Source organism: Thioalkalivibrio sp. ALM2T (assembly GCF_000381505.1).
Classification (GTDB): Bacteria; Pseudomonadota; Gammaproteobacteria; order Ectothiorhodospirales; family Ectothiorhodospiraceae; genus Thioalkalivibrio; species Thioalkalivibrio versutus.
In genome coordinates, this window is the sequence record NZ_KB906557.1 from 162,843 (window position 1) to 177,938 (window position 15,096).

At 67.2% G+C, this 15,096-nt stretch carries 17 protein-coding genes; 10 read left to right on the plus strand and 7 right to left on the minus strand.

Features of this window, described 5'->3' with window-relative positions:
* Positions 1-90 precede the first annotated feature (90 nt).
* Positions 91-795, minus strand: a complete 705-nt coding sequence (locus tag F816_RS0103425) for a hypothetical protein (protein ID WP_026333112.1) — start codon at positions 793-795, stop codon at positions 91-93.
* Positions 796-836: 41 nt separating this feature from the next.
* Between F816_RS0103425 and F816_RS0103430 the strand changes: the two genes are divergently transcribed.
* Entirely contained in the window at positions 837-1,565 is a 729-nt protein-coding gene (locus tag F816_RS0103430) for an HAD family hydrolase (protein WP_019593558.1), read from the plus strand.
* Here F816_RS0103430 and F816_RS0103435 read toward each other — a convergent pair.
* Both F816_RS0103435 and F816_RS0103440 read right to left on the minus strand, forming a co-directional pair.
* Positions 1,558-1,797: a hypothetical protein gene (locus tag F816_RS0103435; protein ID WP_018144741.1), complete on the minus strand. Its 240-nt coding sequence runs from the start codon at positions 1,795-1,797 to the stop codon at positions 1,558-1,560. The two genes, F816_RS0103430 and F816_RS0103435, sit on opposite strands and share 8 nt — an antisense overlap.
* Positions 1,794-2,435, minus strand: coding sequence for a 7-cyano-7-deazaguanine synthase (locus F816_RS0103440; protein ID WP_019593559.1), 642 nt, complete (start codon positions 2,433-2,435; stop codon positions 1,794-1,796). Before F816_RS0103440 ends, F816_RS0103435 begins: the two co-directional genes overlap by 4 nt.
* Before the next feature lie 43 nt (positions 2,436-2,478).
* On the opposite strand from F816_RS0103440, the gene F816_RS0103445 reads away from it, so the two are divergent.
* Both F816_RS0103445 and F816_RS0103450 read left to right on the plus strand, forming a co-directional pair.
* Positions 2,479-2,952 carry a TerB family tellurite resistance protein gene (locus tag F816_RS0103445; RefSeq protein WP_019593560.1) on the plus strand — a complete coding sequence of 158 codons (474 nt, stop codon included), beginning with the start codon at positions 2,479-2,481 and terminating at the stop codon, positions 2,950-2,952.
* Positions 2,953-2,967: 15 nt separating this feature from the next.
* The gene (locus F816_RS0103450; protein ID WP_019593561.1) at positions 2,968-3,630 is read left to right on the plus strand and encodes a sulfite exporter TauE/SafE family protein; all 663 of its coding nucleotides are present in this window, start codon (positions 2,968-2,970) and stop codon (positions 3,628-3,630) included.
* A 49-nt stretch (positions 3,631-3,679) separates the two neighbouring features.
* On the opposite strand, the gene F816_RS0103455 is transcribed toward F816_RS0103450, so the two are convergent.
* From F816_RS0103455 to ppsA, 4 genes are all read right to left on the minus strand, one after another.
* Positions 3,680-4,132 carry a DUF4426 domain-containing protein gene (locus tag F816_RS0103455; RefSeq protein ID WP_026333113.1) on the minus strand — a complete coding sequence of 151 codons (453 nt, stop codon included), beginning with the start codon at positions 4,130-4,132 and terminating at the stop codon, positions 3,680-3,682.
* A 137-nt stretch (positions 4,133-4,269) separates the two neighbouring features.
* Positions 4,270-4,830: a YggT family protein gene (locus F816_RS0103460; RefSeq protein ID WP_019568473.1), complete on the minus strand. Its 561-nt coding sequence runs from the start codon at positions 4,828-4,830 to the stop codon at positions 4,270-4,272.
* A 232-nt stretch (positions 4,831-5,062) separates the two neighbouring features.
* A complete protein-coding gene (locus F816_RS0103465) occupies positions 5,063-5,893 on the minus strand; it encodes a pyruvate, water dikinase regulatory protein (RefSeq protein ID WP_019593563.1) in 831 nt (276 codons plus the stop codon).
* Entirely contained in the window at positions 5,886-8,258 is a 2,373-nt protein-coding gene (gene ppsA / locus F816_RS0103470) for a phosphoenolpyruvate synthase (RefSeq protein ID WP_019593564.1), read from the minus strand. Before ppsA ends, F816_RS0103465 begins: the two co-directional genes overlap by 8 nt.
* A gap of 175 nt (positions 8,259-8,433) precedes the next feature.
* On the opposite strand from ppsA, the gene F816_RS0103475 reads away from it, so the two are divergent.
* The 7 genes from F816_RS0103475 to F816_RS0103505 all read left to right on the plus strand — a co-directional run bounded on the left by F816_RS0103475 (position 8,434) and on the right by F816_RS0103505 (position 15,031).
* Positions 8,434-8,928 (plus strand): ATP-dependent zinc protease, encoded by a 495-nt coding sequence (locus F816_RS0103475; RefSeq protein WP_051080081.1) that lies wholly within the window; start codon positions 8,434-8,436, stop codon positions 8,926-8,928.
* Positions 8,925-10,460 (plus strand): inactive transglutaminase family protein, encoded by a 1,536-nt coding sequence (locus F816_RS0103480; RefSeq protein ID WP_019593566.1) that lies wholly within the window; start codon positions 8,925-8,927, stop codon positions 10,458-10,460. Before F816_RS0103475 ends, F816_RS0103480 begins: the two co-directional genes overlap by 4 nt.
* Entirely contained in the window at positions 10,460-11,488 is a 1,029-nt protein-coding gene (locus tag F816_RS0103485; RefSeq protein WP_019593567.1) for an alpha-L-glutamate ligase-like protein, read from the plus strand. The genes F816_RS0103480 and F816_RS0103485 overlap by 1 nt, the downstream gene beginning before the upstream one ends.
* A gap of 49 nt (positions 11,489-11,537) precedes the next feature.
* Complete coding sequence (locus F816_RS0103490; protein ID WP_019593568.1) at positions 11,538-12,020, plus strand: Fur family transcriptional regulator; 483 nt, start codon at positions 11,538-11,540, stop codon at positions 12,018-12,020.
* A 40-nt stretch (positions 12,021-12,060) separates the two neighbouring features.
* Complete coding sequence (locus F816_RS0103495; RefSeq protein WP_019593569.1) at positions 12,061-12,573, plus strand: DNA-deoxyinosine glycosylase; 513 nt, start codon at positions 12,061-12,063, stop codon at positions 12,571-12,573.
* Positions 12,574-12,723: 150 nt separating this feature from the next.
* Positions 12,724-14,019 (plus strand): TonB-dependent receptor, encoded by a 1,296-nt coding sequence (locus tag F816_RS0103500; protein ID WP_019593570.1) that lies wholly within the window; start codon positions 12,724-12,726, stop codon positions 14,017-14,019.
* Positions 14,020-14,104: 85 nt separating this feature from the next.
* The gene (locus tag F816_RS0103505; protein WP_019593571.1) at positions 14,105-15,031 is read left to right on the plus strand and encodes a metal ABC transporter solute-binding protein, Zn/Mn family; all 927 of its coding nucleotides are present in this window, start codon (positions 14,105-14,107) and stop codon (positions 15,029-15,031) included.
* Positions 15,032-15,096 lie beyond the last annotated feature (65 nt).

Below are 15,096 nucleotides of genomic sequence, written 5' to 3' on the forward strand. Positions count from 1 at the left end.
CACCTGCCGCATAGGGACTGCACGGCAGCGCCGCACCTTGGTTGCACGCAAACACGTCAAGCGCGAGCGGGTAAATGCGTCAGCGTTTCCCTAATGGCTGTTGCGTAGCCGCACCAGGGTGCGCAGTTCGCCCTCGAACAGGGTGTCGAACATGAACCCGTGATCGGAGGTGACCACCTCGAACCCCTCCTGGTCGGCCGGCTCGGTCTCCGCCAGACGCAGGTCAAGATCGCCCCAGCTCACGGCCATGGTGACGCGCATCGGGAAGTAGCCATCCAGGAAGCGGCGCACGAACGGGCCGTTCTCCAGGCGATAGACGCCATCCCCCTCATCCTCGACGATCTTCATGCGCGCGGTCACGCAGACCTCGGCGTCCCGCTGCACCCCGCGCAGGTCCACGCGATCGCCCTCGGCGCGCGCGGATTCGATGTTGCGGGTGGACTCGACCTGGAGCTCGTCGATTCTGGCTTCATTGTACACAATGACCATGCGCCGAATGGCCGCCACATCATTGTGGCACTGGCGCAGATCGGCCCAGCCATCCTCCAGCGAGGACTGCGTGATGCGGATCTGGTTCTGGTGGTGATGCGGAGTCCGGTCCGGCTCCTCCAGCAGGAAGGTCAGCTCCGGACTGGTGGTCTGGGTCTGGTCCGGGGAGACCGTCTCGCCCCACAGGCTGTCATCCTCCAGCGGGTCGTAGTCCGGGTCACCGGGGTCCATTCCCTGTACCGCCAGCGGCAGCGCCATCAGCGCAAGGAGCAGGGGCGCGGGAAGGAACCGCGATTGGGGTACCATGGGGGCCATCGTCGTCACCCTCTTTCGTGTAGCCGTTAGCTGTGGACCCGCAAAACCCCGAAAAAAATCCGCGACCGCCCGCCGCGATCGCCTGGGATCGCATCGACACGGTGCTGTTCGACATGGACGGGACGCTGCTGGATCTGCATTTCGACAATCGCTTCTGGCGTGAACTGATCCCGCAGGAATACATCCGCTGCCAACCGGATGACCCGGAATGCGCGCGCCGCCGCCTGGAGGACGAAATGCAGCGGGTGCGCGGCAAGCTGGAGTGGTACTGCGTGGATCACTGGACCCGCTTTACCGGTCTGGACATCCTCGGCCTGAAACGCGAACTGGCCCACCACATCGCCCTGAAACCGCATGCCGATCAAATCCTGGGTGCCCTGCAAAGGGCCGGGCGGCGGCGGGTGCTGGTCACCAACGCCCACCCGCAGGTCTACGCCTTCAAGCACCGGCTCACCCGCATTGGCGACCGCCTGGATACCATTGTCTCCGCCCACGACCTCGATTGCGCCAAGGAAGACGGCAGCTTCTGGGAACGCCTGCAGCGGGTCACACCGTACGCTCCGGAACGTACGCTGCTGGTGGACGACAACCTGCTGGCGCTGGCCAGCGCCGCCGGAGCGGGGATCGCCGAACTGCGGGGGATGCGCTACCCGGACGAGCGCGGCGAGCCCATGCACTCGGAGGACTTCGAACTGCTGGAATCGCTCGCGGACCTGTTGCCCGGCCTGAGCGACCCGGGAGGCGTGGAGGCTGCTACTTGACCGGTGTCGGCAGGTTGCGGATCAAGTCCAGCCGGATCTGTACCGTACGGCCCTCGCACTCCCCGTCGAGCCAGTGGCACCCGTCCGCCTCGCGCACCTCGCGCGGGGTCACCTTGCCCCACCAGGCCTGGCTGGAATTGGGCTCGACCCAGTTCAGTTGCAGGGTCTCGCCGGTAAGGATGGCGATCTCCAGACGCTCGGAGACATGACGGGGAATGGCGGGATCGGTCATCGGGGGGCTTCGCGGTAGTCGGTCGGGTCAGGGATGCCGGCCGCGGCGAACGCGGCACGCCGGGCCTGACACTGCGGGCAACGCCCGCACTGGCGCGATTGTGCCAGAAGGCAGCTCCAGGTGTGGCGCCAGTCGATCCCCAGCGGGTCGGTGGCGGCAATGATCTCGGCTTTGGTCCGCTCGATCAGCGGGGCCTCCACCTGTAGGCCGGGCACCAGACCTGCGGCCAGCTCCGAGACCTGCTGCACAAACCCCGGTTGCGACCCCGGACCATGCCCCTGATCCTCGCGGTTCAGCGCCAGCAGGATGCGTGCCGCGCCGTGATGCTCGGCCAGGTTGACCGCCAGGGCCAGCACCAACAGATTGCGCTGCGGCAGCGGCACATGCCCGACCCAGTCGTTGCGACGGGTAAACGCCGAGCGCAGGGACTGCAGATCCAGGGCAATGGGCATGCACGCGTACACGCCCGCCAAATGTTCCACGGCGGCCCATTCGCGCGCGGCATTACGCTGGCCGTAGTCGACCCACACGGCGCGCAACGAGCGGCCGGCGGCATGCTCCTGCGCCAACAAGGCGCTGCTCTCGATGCCGCCGGAGAGCAGGAGAAGATCGGGGGATTCGGGCCGGGCGGGTTCCATTCGGGCACCATACCGCACAGCGCAAGACCACGGAGACCCTGACTTGATCGAACAACTACGCAGCCACTGGCAGCGCCTGCTGGGCGCCGAACGCAGCGACCGCCCCGAGGGCGCCCCCGAGGAGCGCCTGCAACGCGCCGCGGCGGCGCTGATCATGGAGGTCTGCCGGGCCGACTTTGATCTGCACGCCGAGGAACTGGAGTCCGTGCGCGCCAGCCTGATCGAACTGTTCCGGCTCGATAGTGATACCGCCGATGCGATGCTGGAGATCGCCCAGGAGGACAGCGACGAACTGATCTCCATCCACCCCATGGTGCGCGAAGTGAACGCATCCTTTGATGCCGAGCAGAAGACCGACATCATGCGCGCCCTGTGGCGTGCCGCCTGGGCCAACCGCGACCTCAACAAGCGCCAGGAAGCGGTAATCCGGCACCTGGCAGACCTGCTCTACATCCCGCACGCGACCTTCATCCGCACCAAGCACGAGGTGCTCGGCGATGCGGCCGACCCTCGCTGACCGAGGCGCTTTCTGATGAGTGATCCGGGCACCCTGCTGGCGGCCCTGGCCGTAGGCATCCTCGGTGGCGTGCACTGCCTGGGGATGTGCGGCGGCATCGTCGGCGCGATCTCCATGGGCCACGGCCGCCGCGGACCCGGGCTCGACCTCCTGCTGGCCTATAACCTCGGACGCATGGCGAGTTACGTGGTCGCCGGCGCGCTGGCGGGATGGCTGGGGGCTAGCCTGCTCGGCGGCCTGCCCGCCGGGCAGGCGATCCTCCAGGGCATCGCCGCCGTCTTCCTGATCCTGCTCGGGCTCTATCTCGGGGGCTGGTGGCCGGTCCTGGCCCGTCTGGAACAGGCCGGTGGCGTGCTGTGGCGCCGCATCGAGCCGCTGGGCCGGCGTTTCCTGCCAGTGCGCCATGCCGGTCAGGCGCTGATGGTCGGCGGGCTGTGGGGCTGGCTGCCCTGCGGCCTGGTGTACAGCGTGCTGGCCTGGTCGCTCAGTGCCGGCGGGGCGCTGGAAGGGGCCGCCCTGATGGGCGCCTTCGCCCTGGGGACGCTGCCGAATCTGCTACTGATGGGGGTGTTCGCCGCGCGCCTGGCGGCCTTCGTGCGCCGCCCCTGGGTCCGCCGGATCGCCGGCGGCGGGGTCGCACTGTACGGCGCATGGATGCTGCTACGCCTGGTGCTGTGATGCCCCGCCCGGACGAGCGGGGCATCGTTCGCGGGCCCCGCGGCGGGGCTCAGTCGGCGTAAAAGTCGCGGGTGAACCGAACCGGCAGCGTGCGATCGCTGTCCGCCGGCGTAATGTCGATCTGGAACTCGAGCGTTTCCCCGCCGCGCACCGTCACCTCGGAGAGGTGATAGATGGCATCACCGTCCTGAATCTCGCGGAAGCGCAGACTGCGCATCTGGTCATTCATGTTGGTGGCCGAACCACTGACTTCCGCGGAGACCGCCTGCAAGCCGTTGTCACCCCGCTCCATCACGCTGATGTTGACCATGGCCCGGTTGGAACTGCGCCGCACGTCATAGGCCCGCGCGACCTCCGGGGACAGGAAGGTGGTGTTGATCACGTTGTAGTAGACGACGTAATTGTCGAATTCCGCCTCGTTGGCGGATGCGATCGAGCTTCCGAGAGCAACCGCCGCCAATGCGACGAGAAAGCCGGTGATGACCCGATGCACTCTTGCCATGACTGACTCCTGTTCCGTTTGAGAAACGGGGACCTGGCGGCGGCATTGCCGCAGGGGCCCCTCGTCCCGAGTCTAGCCCGTTTTGCACCCGAACTGGCAAGGCCGCCCCGCGCATTTTGCGCGGGCGCCGATCTACCTCAAAAAGAGCGCACGATAATCAGCAAGATATAAAGCCCGACCAAGGCGATCATTGGCGAAAAATCGATCGCGCCGGTATTCGGCAGGGCCCGGCGCAGAGGGCCGAGGATGGGGCGGTTCACCGCTCCCGCCAGCCGCATGATGGGGTTATTGGCGGAACCGCCCCCCGCCTGAAGCCAGCTCATCACCACCTCGGCAATAAGCGCGATGATGAAGACCCAGATCACCGTGGTCAGCAGTTCCCGGATTGCCACGGCCAGGATAATCCCGACCCCGGCATCCACACCCACAATCAGCACGCGCAACCAGATTTCGATGAACTTGAGCACGATCATCAGCACGATCGCGGCCAGATCCACCCGCCCGACCGAGGGGATCACGGGCCGCAACACCCGCAACGGCGGGTCGGTCAGCATCACGATGGTCTGCGAGATCGGGTTGTAGTAATCGGCCCGCACCAGGCCGAAGATCGTCCTCAAAATCAACAGGATGATATAAATCCCGAAGACAACGCCAACGAGGAAGATGGCGATCTCTTGTCCGGTTCCGGTGGCGGGCATGCAGACTCCTTGCGATGCAGCGAGTTAACCGCGCCCATTCTCCGGCAAGCCCGGCGGGATGCCAAGCGAGGGAGACGCGGATCCAGTCGCCCGTACGCGCTCGACTCGATTTTGTTCGGTGACAAGGCGCGGTAAGTGAGGTGTAGCCGAGCTACATAAACGAGCCGCAACGCGCTCCGTGGGCACCAACGCGGTCGTGCGAATGAAGCAGTGTCTCCCAGGGAGACACTGCTCAAACGCCGCGGCGGGTATCCATGCAGTCGCGTACGCGAGTCGCGATTTCCTCGATCGACAGCTCGGTCACGTCCAGATGCGGGATCTGCCAGCTATCGAGGAACTCCTGGATCGCCGCACACTCGGCCCGGCACTGGGCCAGGCTGGCATAGCGGCTGTCGGGCCGGCGGCCCTCGCGGATCTGGGCGAGCCGCTGCGGGGTGATTGTCAGCCCCACCAGGCGCCCACCCAGGCCGCGCAGCCCTTCCGGCATGTGCGGGATGTCGCCCTGGCGCAGGTCCTCCGGGACCAGCGGGTAGTTCGCCGCGAACAGCCCGTAGTTCATGGCCAGATAGAGGCTGGTCGGCGTCTTGCCGGAACGCGAGGCACCCAGCAACACCACGTCGGCCACCGACAGGTCCTGCACGGCCAACCCATCGTCGTGCGCCAGGGTGTAGTTGAGCGCTTCGATGCGCCGGTCATAGCGGCTGACGTCACCCATGCCGTGGGCGCGCCCGGAGACCGACTGCGCCGTCGCTCCCAGCAGATTCTCCAGCCGCTCGACCTGCTCGCCGAAGACGTCGATCACCGGCACCGGGCTCTGGCGAAGATCGGCCCGCAGATCGGCATTGGCCAGGGTGGCCACCACCAGGGCGGGCTGCGGCCCGGCCTCGACCCGGGCGAACACGGCGGCCAGGCGCCCGGGCGTCTGCACGAAGGGCAGCCGGTGCCAGGCGGGGTCGACATCCGGAAACTGGGTGAACAGTGAGCGCGCCAGGGTCTCTGCGGTGATCCCGGTGCCATCCGAGACCAGGTAGACCTGCGGGCACTGGGCGACGGACTCAGCCATTTCCCGGCCCCCCGCCCTTGGCCAGCTGCTCCCAGGTGGACAACAGCGAATCAGGGTTCAGCGACAGCGAATCGATACCCTCGTTCATCAGCCAGACCGCCAGCTCCGGATAGTCGGAAGGGGCCTGCCCGCAGATCCCGACGTACTTGTCGGCGCGGCGGGCGGCGCGGATCGCCATGCTCAAGAGCGCCTTCACCGCATCGTTGCGTTCGTCGAAGGAATCCGCCACCAGCCCGGAGTCGCGGTCGACCCCCAGGGTCAACTGGGTCAGATCGTTGGAGCCAATGGAGAAGCCGTCGAAATGCTCGAGGAAGCGCGCCGCCAGCAGGGCATTCGACGGGATCTCGCACATCATCACGATCTTCAGGCCCTGCTCGCCGCGGCGCAGGCCCTCCTCGCCCAGCACCCGGATCACGTCCTCGGCCTCGACAAGGGTGCGCACGAACGGGACCATGATCTGCACGTTGTCCAGGCCCATCTCGTCGCGGACCCGGCGCAACGCCTCGCACTCCATCGCGAACGCCGGACGAAAGACCTCCGAGCGGTAGCGCGAGGCCCCACGAAAGCCGAGCATGGGGTTCTCTTCCTGCGGCTCGTAGCCAGCGCCACCGATCAGATGGGCGTACTCGTTGGACTTGAAGTCGGACAGGCGCACGATCACCGGCTCCGGCGCGAAGGCGGCCGCCAGCGTCGCGATACCCTCGGACAGCTTGCGCACGAAGAATTCGCGCGGGCCATCATCAAAGCCATGCAGGCGCTCGGCGATACGCTCCTGCACCTCGGGCTCCAGGCGATTCGGGTCCTCGGCATAGTCCAGCAGCGCCAGCGGGTGCACGCCGATGGTGCCGTTGATGATGAACTCCAGCCGCGCCAGACCGATCCCCGCGTGTGGCAACTGCGAGAAGGCATAGGCCCGCCCGGGGTTGGCCACATTCAGCATCAGCTTGACCGGCAACTCCGGCAGTTCGCCGATCTCGGTCTTCTTGACCGCGTAGTCGAGCCTGCCGGGGTACACATGTCCGTCGTCGCCCTCGGCGCAGGAGACCGTCGCCTCCATCCCATCGGAGAGAACCTCGGTTGCGTTACCGCAACCGACCACCGCCGGGATGCCCATCTCGCGGGCGATGATCGCCGCGTGGCAGGTACGTCCGCCGCGGTTGGTCACGATCGCAGCGGAGCGCTTCATTACCGGCTCCCAGTCGGGGTCGGTCATGTCCGCGACCAGGATGTCGCCCTCTTCCATGGTGTGCATCGCATCCGGCGAATCCAGCACGCGCACGATACCGGCCCCCACCTTCGAGCCGATTGCACGCCCTGTCACCACCGGCTCGGCGTCGTGCGGCGCCAGTTCGTAACGCTCGCCCGCACCCAGCTCGACCCGGCTTTCCACCGTCTCCGGACGCGCCTGCACGATGAACAGCTCGCCGGTCTCGCCATCCTGCGCCCACTCGATGTCCATCGGCCGTCCGTAGTGCTGCTCGATGGCAACCGCATAGCGGCCCAGCTGCTCGGCATCGGCATCCGAGAGGCAGAAGCGGTGGCGCAGGTCCGTCGGGGTGTCCTCGGTGCGGGTACCGTCCTCCGTGAGCACCATGCGCACGGCCTTGGTGCCCAGGGCACGGCCGATGATGGCGCGTTTTCCGGCCGCCAGCGCCGGCTTGTAGACCTGATACTCGTCGGGGTTCACGGCGCCCTGCACGACCGTCTCACCCAAGCCCCAGGCCCCGGTGATGAACACCGCATCGCGGAAGCCACTCTCGGTATCGAGGGTAAAGATCACACCGCTGGCACCGACGTCGGAGCGCACCATACGCTGGATGCCGGCCGACAGCGCGACCTCGTCATGGGCGAAGCCGTTGTGCACGCGGTAGGCGATGGCGCGGTCGTTGTAGAGACTGGCGAAGCACTCGCGCAGCCGCTGCAGCAGAGCATCAATACCGCGCACGTTGAGGAAGGTCTCCTGCTGCCCGGCGAACGAGGCCTCGGGCAGGTCCTCGGCGGTGGCCGAGGAACGCACCGCCACCGGCACGTTATCGCCCAGTTGCGCGTAGTGCTCGCGCACCGCCTCCTCCAGCTCGCCCGGCAGTTCGGCCTGCTCGACCCAGCCGCGCACCTCGCGCCCGGCCGCGCGCAGGGCCTCGATGTCGTCGATATCGAGGTCCGCCAGGCGCGCCTTGATCTGCGCGTCCAGCCCGTCCTTCGCCAGCAAGGCGCGATAGGCATCCGCGGTCGTGGCAAATCCGCCCGGCACGCGCACCCCGGCGGCGCCAAGCTGACCCAGCAGTTCGCCCAGCGAGGCATTCTTGCCACCCACCCGGGCGACATCGTTCATGGTCAAATTGGCGAGATCGACTACCCAGCGCATGGCAACTCCTGGACTCCGGGGAAACAGTGATCGGCGTTTACCCGGCTTTGTGACCCCCTTAACAGAGGACGGGAACTGTGATCAGCTAAACTTCGCTATTTTGTAACCTTCAGGAGACTGCGTGACTGCCCCAGCCACCCGTCGTTCCAGCTTAACCGAATCCATCCTGCTGACCATGCTGCTTGGCCTGGCGGTCCAGACGCAATCCGCCGCGGCCCACGAGTCGGGGGCCTCCTTGGCCATCCTCGGTGTCGTGGAGAACGTCCTGATCGCCGAGGAAGGCGTTGCGCTGGAGGCGCGCATGGATACCGGCGCCACCTCCTCCTCGCTGAACGCGCTGAACAAGGAGCGCTTCGAGAGGGACGGCGAGGACTGGATCCGCTTCGAGATCATCGATCCGGAAGACGAGGACGCACGCATCACCCTAGAGCGACCCATCGAGCGCATCGTGCGCATTCGCAGGCACAGCGGAGACTCGCAGGAGCGTCCGGTGGTGCGCATGGAGTTCTGCATCGGGGACCAGCTCCTGACCGCCGACACCAGCCTGATCGACCGCACGGCCCTGACCTACCAGGCCCTGATCGGGCGCAGCCACATGGCCGGACACATCCTGGTGGACTCCGGGGAGGAACATCTGCGCGCACCCAATTGCGCGGCGGATGACCAGTGAGGCGCTTCCACCTGCCGATCCTGATCGTACTGCTGAGTGCGATCGGACTCGGGGTCTTCGCCTACAAGGTCAGCGCGCTGGGGATGCCCCTGCAGCCGGACGCCACCGCCGAGACCTGGCAGGTGGAGGCTCGCGTGCGCTTTCAGGCCACCGGCGAGGCCACCACGGTGCAGCTTCGAATCCCACACCGCCTGCCGAATTTCTCCATCCTGGACGAAGGCTTCGTATCCCGCGGCTACGGCCTGAACACCGTCCTCCAGGCGGAGGATCGCCTGGCCCAGTGGACTACCCGTCAGCCGCGCGGCGAACAGGTGCTGTACTACCGCGCCACGCTCTACCGTGACGGAGACGACCGCTCCGAGGCCGACTACCCGGGGCCAGTGGCCGTGCCCGACTGGACCGAACCCTTCCGTTCGGCCGCCGAGGCGCTGATCGATGACGTCCGCGGACGCTCCTCGGACATCCAGAGTTTTGCCTCGGTACTGGTCAATGACCTCGCCAATGCCGCACCGGCTTCCAATGCGGCCGTGTTTATCGAGAGCGACGACAATCGCGCCCGCCGGGCCGAGACCCTGATCGAGCTGCTGGCCACGGCCCGCATCCCGGCTCGGCAAGTGACCGCCCTGCGCCTGGTCGACGGGCGCCGCGACATCGAACCGCAGACCTGGCTGGAGGTTCACAACACGCGGCGCTGGGTGCCCATCGACCCGGAGAGCGGCGAAATCGAGTACCCCTCCGACGTGGCCGTTTGGTCGCACGGCGACGCCCCGCTCCTGGAGATATCCAACGGCGAGAACGCGGAGGTGCGCTTTGCGGTGGCCCGCGGGGTGCAGGATGCCCTGGCGACCATCCAGCGCTTCGGCGACACCCTGGACAGTCGCTTCCTCGACTTCTCCACCCTGAACCTGCCGCTGGGCACACAGAACACCTACCGGGTGCTGCTGATGGTACCGCTGGGTGCGATGATCATCGTGTTCCTGCGTAACGTGATCGGCGTGCAGACCTTCGGCACCTTCATGCCAGTGCTGATCGCACTGTCCTTCCGCGAGACCCAGCTGCTGGCCGGGATCATCCTGTTCACGCTGATCGTGTCGCTGGGTCTCGTGGTGCGCTTCTACCTCGAGCACCTCAGACTGCTACTGGTCCCGCGCCTGGCGGCAGTGGTCAGCGTGGTCATCATGCTCATGCTCGGCATCAGCATCTTGTCGCACCAGCTCGGCTTCGAGCGCGCCCTGGCGCTGTCACTGTTCCCGATGGTTATCCTCGCCATGACCATCGAGCGCATGTCGGTGGTCTGGGAGGAACACGGCCCCGCCGATGCCATCACCCAGGGGATTGGCAGCCTGGCCGTCGCGGCCGCGGCCTACGGGCTGATGGCCAACCGCCAGCTGGAACACCTGTTGTTCGTGTTCCCGGAATTGCTGCTGGTCCTGCTGGCCGTGACCCTGCTGCTGGGACGCTACACCGGCTACCGCCTGACCGAACTGTTCCGCTTCGGGAGGATCCAGGACGCAATGCGGAGGACCGACTAATGCCCGCCTGGCTGCCGCGCTTCGTCCGCCCGCGATTGCTGAAGGAGCAGGGCATCGTGGGCATGAACGCCCGCAATGCCCGCTATATCGCCGCCTGGAACGCACGGCGATTCTACCCACGGGTAGACGACAAGCTGCAGACCAAACAACTCGCCCTGGATGCCGGGCTCTCGGTGCCGGATCTGTACGGCGTCGTACGCACCCTGCGCCAGATTCGCGACGTGCGGAAGCAGCTGCGGAACTATGAAGACGGCTTCGTCATCAAGCCGGCCCACGGCGCGGCCGGCGACGGCATTCTGGTGATCGACGGCTGGCGCGGCGATCGGCCTCGTCGGGCCGGTGGCCGCGCCATGGAGCTGAGCGAACTGGACGATCACATCGCCAACGTCCTCTCGGGCATGTACAGCCTGGGTGGCCGACCGGATGCCGCCATGATCGAGCAGCGGGTGCGCTTCTCCTCGATCTTCGATGAGGTCTCGCACCAGGGCGTGCCGGATATCCGCACCGTGGTCTATCGCGGCTACCCGGTCATGGCGATGATGCGCTTGCCAACCCAGGACTCCGACGGCAAGGCCAATCTGCACCAGGGTGCCGTGGGAACCGGCATTGACCTCGGCTCCGGCCGCACCATCGGCGGCGTGCGCTACAACCGGCCCTGCCGCGAGCACCCCGACAGCGAAAAGAGCATTGTCGGTCTGCAAATCCCCGGTTGGGACCAGCTGATGGAACTGGCCTCCGGCTGCTTTGAGCTGAGCGAGCTCGGCTACCTGGGGGTGGACGTGGTGATCGATGCCGACCGCGGGCCGCTGATCCTGGAGCTCAACGCCCGGCCCGGGCTCGCCATCCAGATCGCCAACGGCGAAGGCCTGGACCACCGCATCCTCGCGGTGGATGCACACATGGTGGCCCGCGACATCGAGCCGGCCGCCGAACGCGCCCGGTGGTCCGCCGAGGTCTTCGCGCGCCCCGAGGCGACCCATCCAACCGAGCCCGACACCGAAACCACTCGCGCCGCCGAACCCGCCTGATCACCGAGGCGGTTACGGGCACCGTGGTCGTTTGGGCTATCCTAGGCGCATGACTGCCGCCGCCGAGACCAAGACGCCGGACATCGAACAGGCCCTGGCCGACGCCGAACGCGTCTGCGCGACCCGTGGTGCTCGCCTGACCGAGCAGCGCCGGCGCATCTTCGAGCAGATCCTGCGCACCGAGGGCGTCATCAAGGCGTACGACCTGATCCACGCGCTGTCCTCCGATGATCACAGCATCAAGCCGCCAACCGTGTACCGCACCCTGGCCTTTCTGCTGGAGCAGGGCCTGATCCACCGTATCGAGAGCCTCAACGGCTTCGTCGCCTGCTCGCACCCCGGCGAGCGCCACGAGTCGGCCCTGATGATCTGCGACGGCTGCGGCCAGATCACCGAGTTCCACACCCCGGAGCCGGCCAGCCAGGCGCTGGAGCACGAGGCCGAGGGCCAGGACTTCGCCATCGACTCGCGCATGGTGGAGCTGCATGGCCAGTGCGGAGACTGCCGCCGGCGTCAGCAGGACCGCGCCTGACGCCGCGCGTCTGCACAGCCCACCTGAACCCGGCCCTCCAATGACCGCCGCCGCGCCGACCCTCGAGGCGTTCCTGCCCATCCTGCGTGCGGACACCCGCCTGATCGTGCTGGGCAGCTTTCCCGGCGTCGCTTCGCTGGAGGCCCAGGCCTACTACGCCCACCCGCGCAACCAGTTCTGGCCGATTGTCGGACAGATCCTGGGCGAGCCCTTCCCGGAAATGGATTACCCCGAACGCATCGAGCGCCTGCTCGACCACGGCGTGGGCCTCTGGGATGTGTACGGCGCCTGCTCGCGCGAGGGGAGCCTGGACAGCGCCATCCGCGCCCCGGTCCCCAACGATCTCGCCCGCCTGACCCGCGAGGCCCCGGACCTGCGCGTGATCATCCACAACGGCGCCGAAAGCGCGCGGCGGATCCACGAGACTCGCGCCCTGGGCGTCGAGGCCCTGCGCCTGCCCTCCACCAGCCCGGCCAACGCCCGACTGAGCCTGGACGAGAAGCTGCAGTCCTGGCGCGATGCCTTCGCCCGCGCCGGCCTTCCAGGCGACTAACCGGCAGCACACCGGAGCGCCCGATCGGGGGTTGAAACCTGAATTGTTATTGTATAACGTTCTCCTTATCAGGAGTTACGCTATAACAGTCCAATTTCGTTGATCGGCACTGCCCGGACCGGCAGACTGCCACGCAACCAGGAGCCCGACATGCCCCTCACCCCGTTCTCACGCCCCGTCCTCGCCGCGCTGGCCAGCCTGACACTCGCCGCCCCCGGAACCGCCGCGGCGCAATGGACCGCCGGTGACGACGAGTCCGCCTGGGGCATGGACGTCTCCCTGATCCTCGAGGGCATCTACTACAACGAGCTCTCGCACGGTAATGATTCGCCCGCCGGCTTCGACGACGGCCACGATCACGGCCATGGTAATGGCGACGACCACGGCCTCGACGACGGCTTCAATCTGGGCCATTCGGAGCTGGGCTTCCAGGCCCGTCTCGGCGACCTCCTGGACGCCACCGTGATCATCGAATTCGACGACCAGGACATCGAGGTCGACGAGGCCTACCTGACCACCCGCGCCCTGCCCGGCGGCCTCCAGCTCAAGGCGGGCAAGTTCCTGTCTGACATCGGCTACATCAACAACCGCCACCCGCACGAGTGGGACTTCGTGAACCGCCCGCTGGTCAACGAGTACCTGTTCGGAGACCACGGCCTGCTGGAAAAGGGCGTACAGGCGACCTGGCTCGCCCCCACCGCGACCTACACCCAGCTGGGTGTGGAGCTGCTTCAGGGCGAGACCAGCGGGATCGCCAACTACGAAGGCGGCCAGTCGTCGCTGAACGATCAGGACCGCATCCTGCGCGACCGCTCCGGTCCACGCCTGGTCACCGCCTTTGCCAAGATCGGGCCGGATCTCGGGCCGGACCACGCTGCACAATTCGGTGTCTCCGGCGGCTACGCCCGCAGCTACCAGGTCACCGACGAGCACTCCACGCGCTTCGAGGACTGGGACGGCAGCGCCTGGTTCGCCGGCCTGGATGCCGTCTACAAATACAGTGCCGGCCGCGCCTACGGCCATGGCGACTGGCGCCTGCAGGGCGAGTACTTCTACCGCGAGATCGATGTCGACCGCCGTGACGTGAACTTCGAAGCCGACGGCAACGGGCCGGTGGGCTTCGTACGCAACGAACAGTCGTTCAAGAACCAGCAGGACGGCATCTACGTCCAGGGTGTCTACGGCTTTGCCCCGCGCTGGGAAGCCGGCCTGCGCGCCGAGGCCCTGGGCCTGAGCAACGACGTCGGCCGCGGTGACGGCGAGTCCTTCGGCACCTCCTATCGCCACACCGCCCAAGTCACCTTCCGCCCGGTGGAGCCGGTCTTCCTGCGCGCCCAACTGTCCCAGAACGACTTTGTCGATGACCACGGCGATCGCGATCGCGGCCTGGAGTTCATGCTGCAGCTGAACGTGGCCCTCGGCGCCCACGGCGCCCACCGCTTCTAACCATCGCTCGAGCTCGCGAGGCCGGCCGGGGCTGCTTCCGGCCCTGCCGGCCTCCACCCCTATCCCGATCTGAATGGAGTCCCGCATGTCCTATCGCAAGACTCGCACCCGCATGACCCGAACGCTCACCACCCTCGCCTCGGTGGTGCTGCTGACCCTGCTCCTGCTGCCGTCGCAGGCCGCCGCCGGGCTGAACATCGTCGCCACCACCTCTACCCTGGGCGTCCTGGCCCGCGAGATCGGCGGCGACGAGACCGAGGTCCGCGTCCTCGCACCGCCGGATCGCGACGCGCATTATCTGGACGCCCGCCCGAGCTTCATGGCCGCCCTGCGCCGCGCCGACATGCTGCTCGAGATCGGCGCCGGACTTGAGGAAGGCTGGCTGCCGGCCGCCCAGAGCGGCGCCCGCAACCGCGCCATCAACTCGGGCCAACCGGGCCACTTCCGTGCGGCGGACATGATCGAGCTACGCCGCTCGATCACCATGGACGGCCCGAACATGGGCCACGTCCACGAAGAGGGGAACCCGCACTTCAATGCCGATCCGCTGCGCATGGCGGAGATCGCGCTGGCCTTGGCCGAGCGCATGGGCGAGCTGCGCCCGGAGCATGCCACCACGTTTACGGAACGCGCCGAGCGCGCCGCCGAGCGCCTGCACGAACACGCAAAGGCCCTGGCCGAACAGGTCGAGCCGGGCCAGCGCATCGTGGTCTACCACGAGGACCTCGACTACCTCGAGGAGTGGCTGCCGGTCGAGATCGTGGGCTATCTGGAACCGGCCCCGGGCATCCCGCCCACCGCCCGTCATCTGCGCAGCCTGGTGAGCGACCTGGAAGGCACCGAGGGCACGGTCCTCTACGCGGCCTTCCAGCCCGCACGCGGCGCAGAGTTCCTGGAACGGCACCTGGGCTGGCCGAGCCATGCGGTAGCACTCGAGCCTCCAGCCGACACGGCGCTGGACGGCTACCTGAAGCTGATGACCACCTGGGCGGGAACCCTCCCTCAACGGTAATCACGCCGCGGCCACCCGCAGAGGCGCTGGCCCGCATCCCCTGACGACGGACCCGAATCGCTCCA

Bases quoted from the DNA above. Each gene is read 5' to 3' on its own strand.
- F816_RS0103425 (WP_026333112.1), bottom strand. From the start codon at position 795: ATGGTACCCCAATCGCGGTTCCTTCCCGCGCCCCTGCTCCTTGCGCTG.
- F816_RS0103435 (WP_018144741.1), bottom strand. From the start codon at position 1,797: ATGACCGATCCCGCCATTCCCCGTCATGTCTCCGAGCGTCTGGAGATC.
- F816_RS0103440 (WP_019593559.1), bottom strand. From the start codon at position 2,435: ATGGAACCCGCCCGGCCCGAATCCCCCGATCTTCTCCTGCTCTCCGGC.
- F816_RS0103450 (WP_019593561.1), top strand. From the start codon at position 2,968: ATGAGTGATCCGGGCACCCTGCTGGCGGCCCTGGCCGTAGGCATCCTC.
- F816_RS0103455 (WP_026333113.1), bottom strand. From the start codon at position 4,132: ATGGCAAGAGTGCATCGGGTCATCACCGGCTTTCTCGTCGCATTGGCG.
- F816_RS0103460 (WP_019568473.1), bottom strand. From the start codon at position 4,830: ATGCCCGCCACCGGAACCGGACAAGAGATCGCCATCTTCCTCGTTGGC.
- F816_RS0103465 (WP_019593563.1), bottom strand. From the start codon at position 5,893: ATGGCTGAGTCCGTCGCCCAGTGCCCGCAGGTCTACCTGGTCTCGGAT.
- ppsA (WP_019593564.1), bottom strand. From the start codon at position 8,258: ATGCGCTGGGTAGTCGATCTCGCCAATTTGACCATGAACGATGTCGCC.
- F816_RS0103475 (WP_051080081.1), top strand. From the start codon at position 8,434: ATGCTGCTTGGCCTGGCGGTCCAGACGCAATCCGCCGCGGCCCACGAG.
- F816_RS0103485 (WP_019593567.1), top strand. From the start codon at position 10,460: ATGCCCGCCTGGCTGCCGCGCTTCGTCCGCCCGCGATTGCTGAAGGAG.
- F816_RS0103490 (WP_019593568.1), top strand. From the start codon at position 11,538: ATGACTGCCGCCGCCGAGACCAAGACGCCGGACATCGAACAGGCCCTG.
- F816_RS0103495 (WP_019593569.1), top strand. From the start codon at position 12,061: ATGACCGCCGCCGCGCCGACCCTCGAGGCGTTCCTGCCCATCCTGCGT.
- F816_RS0103500 (WP_019593570.1), top strand. From the start codon at position 12,724: ATGCCCCTCACCCCGTTCTCACGCCCCGTCCTCGCCGCGCTGGCCAGC.
- F816_RS0103505 (WP_019593571.1), top strand. From the start codon at position 14,105: ATGTCCTATCGCAAGACTCGCACCCGCATGACCCGAACGCTCACCACC.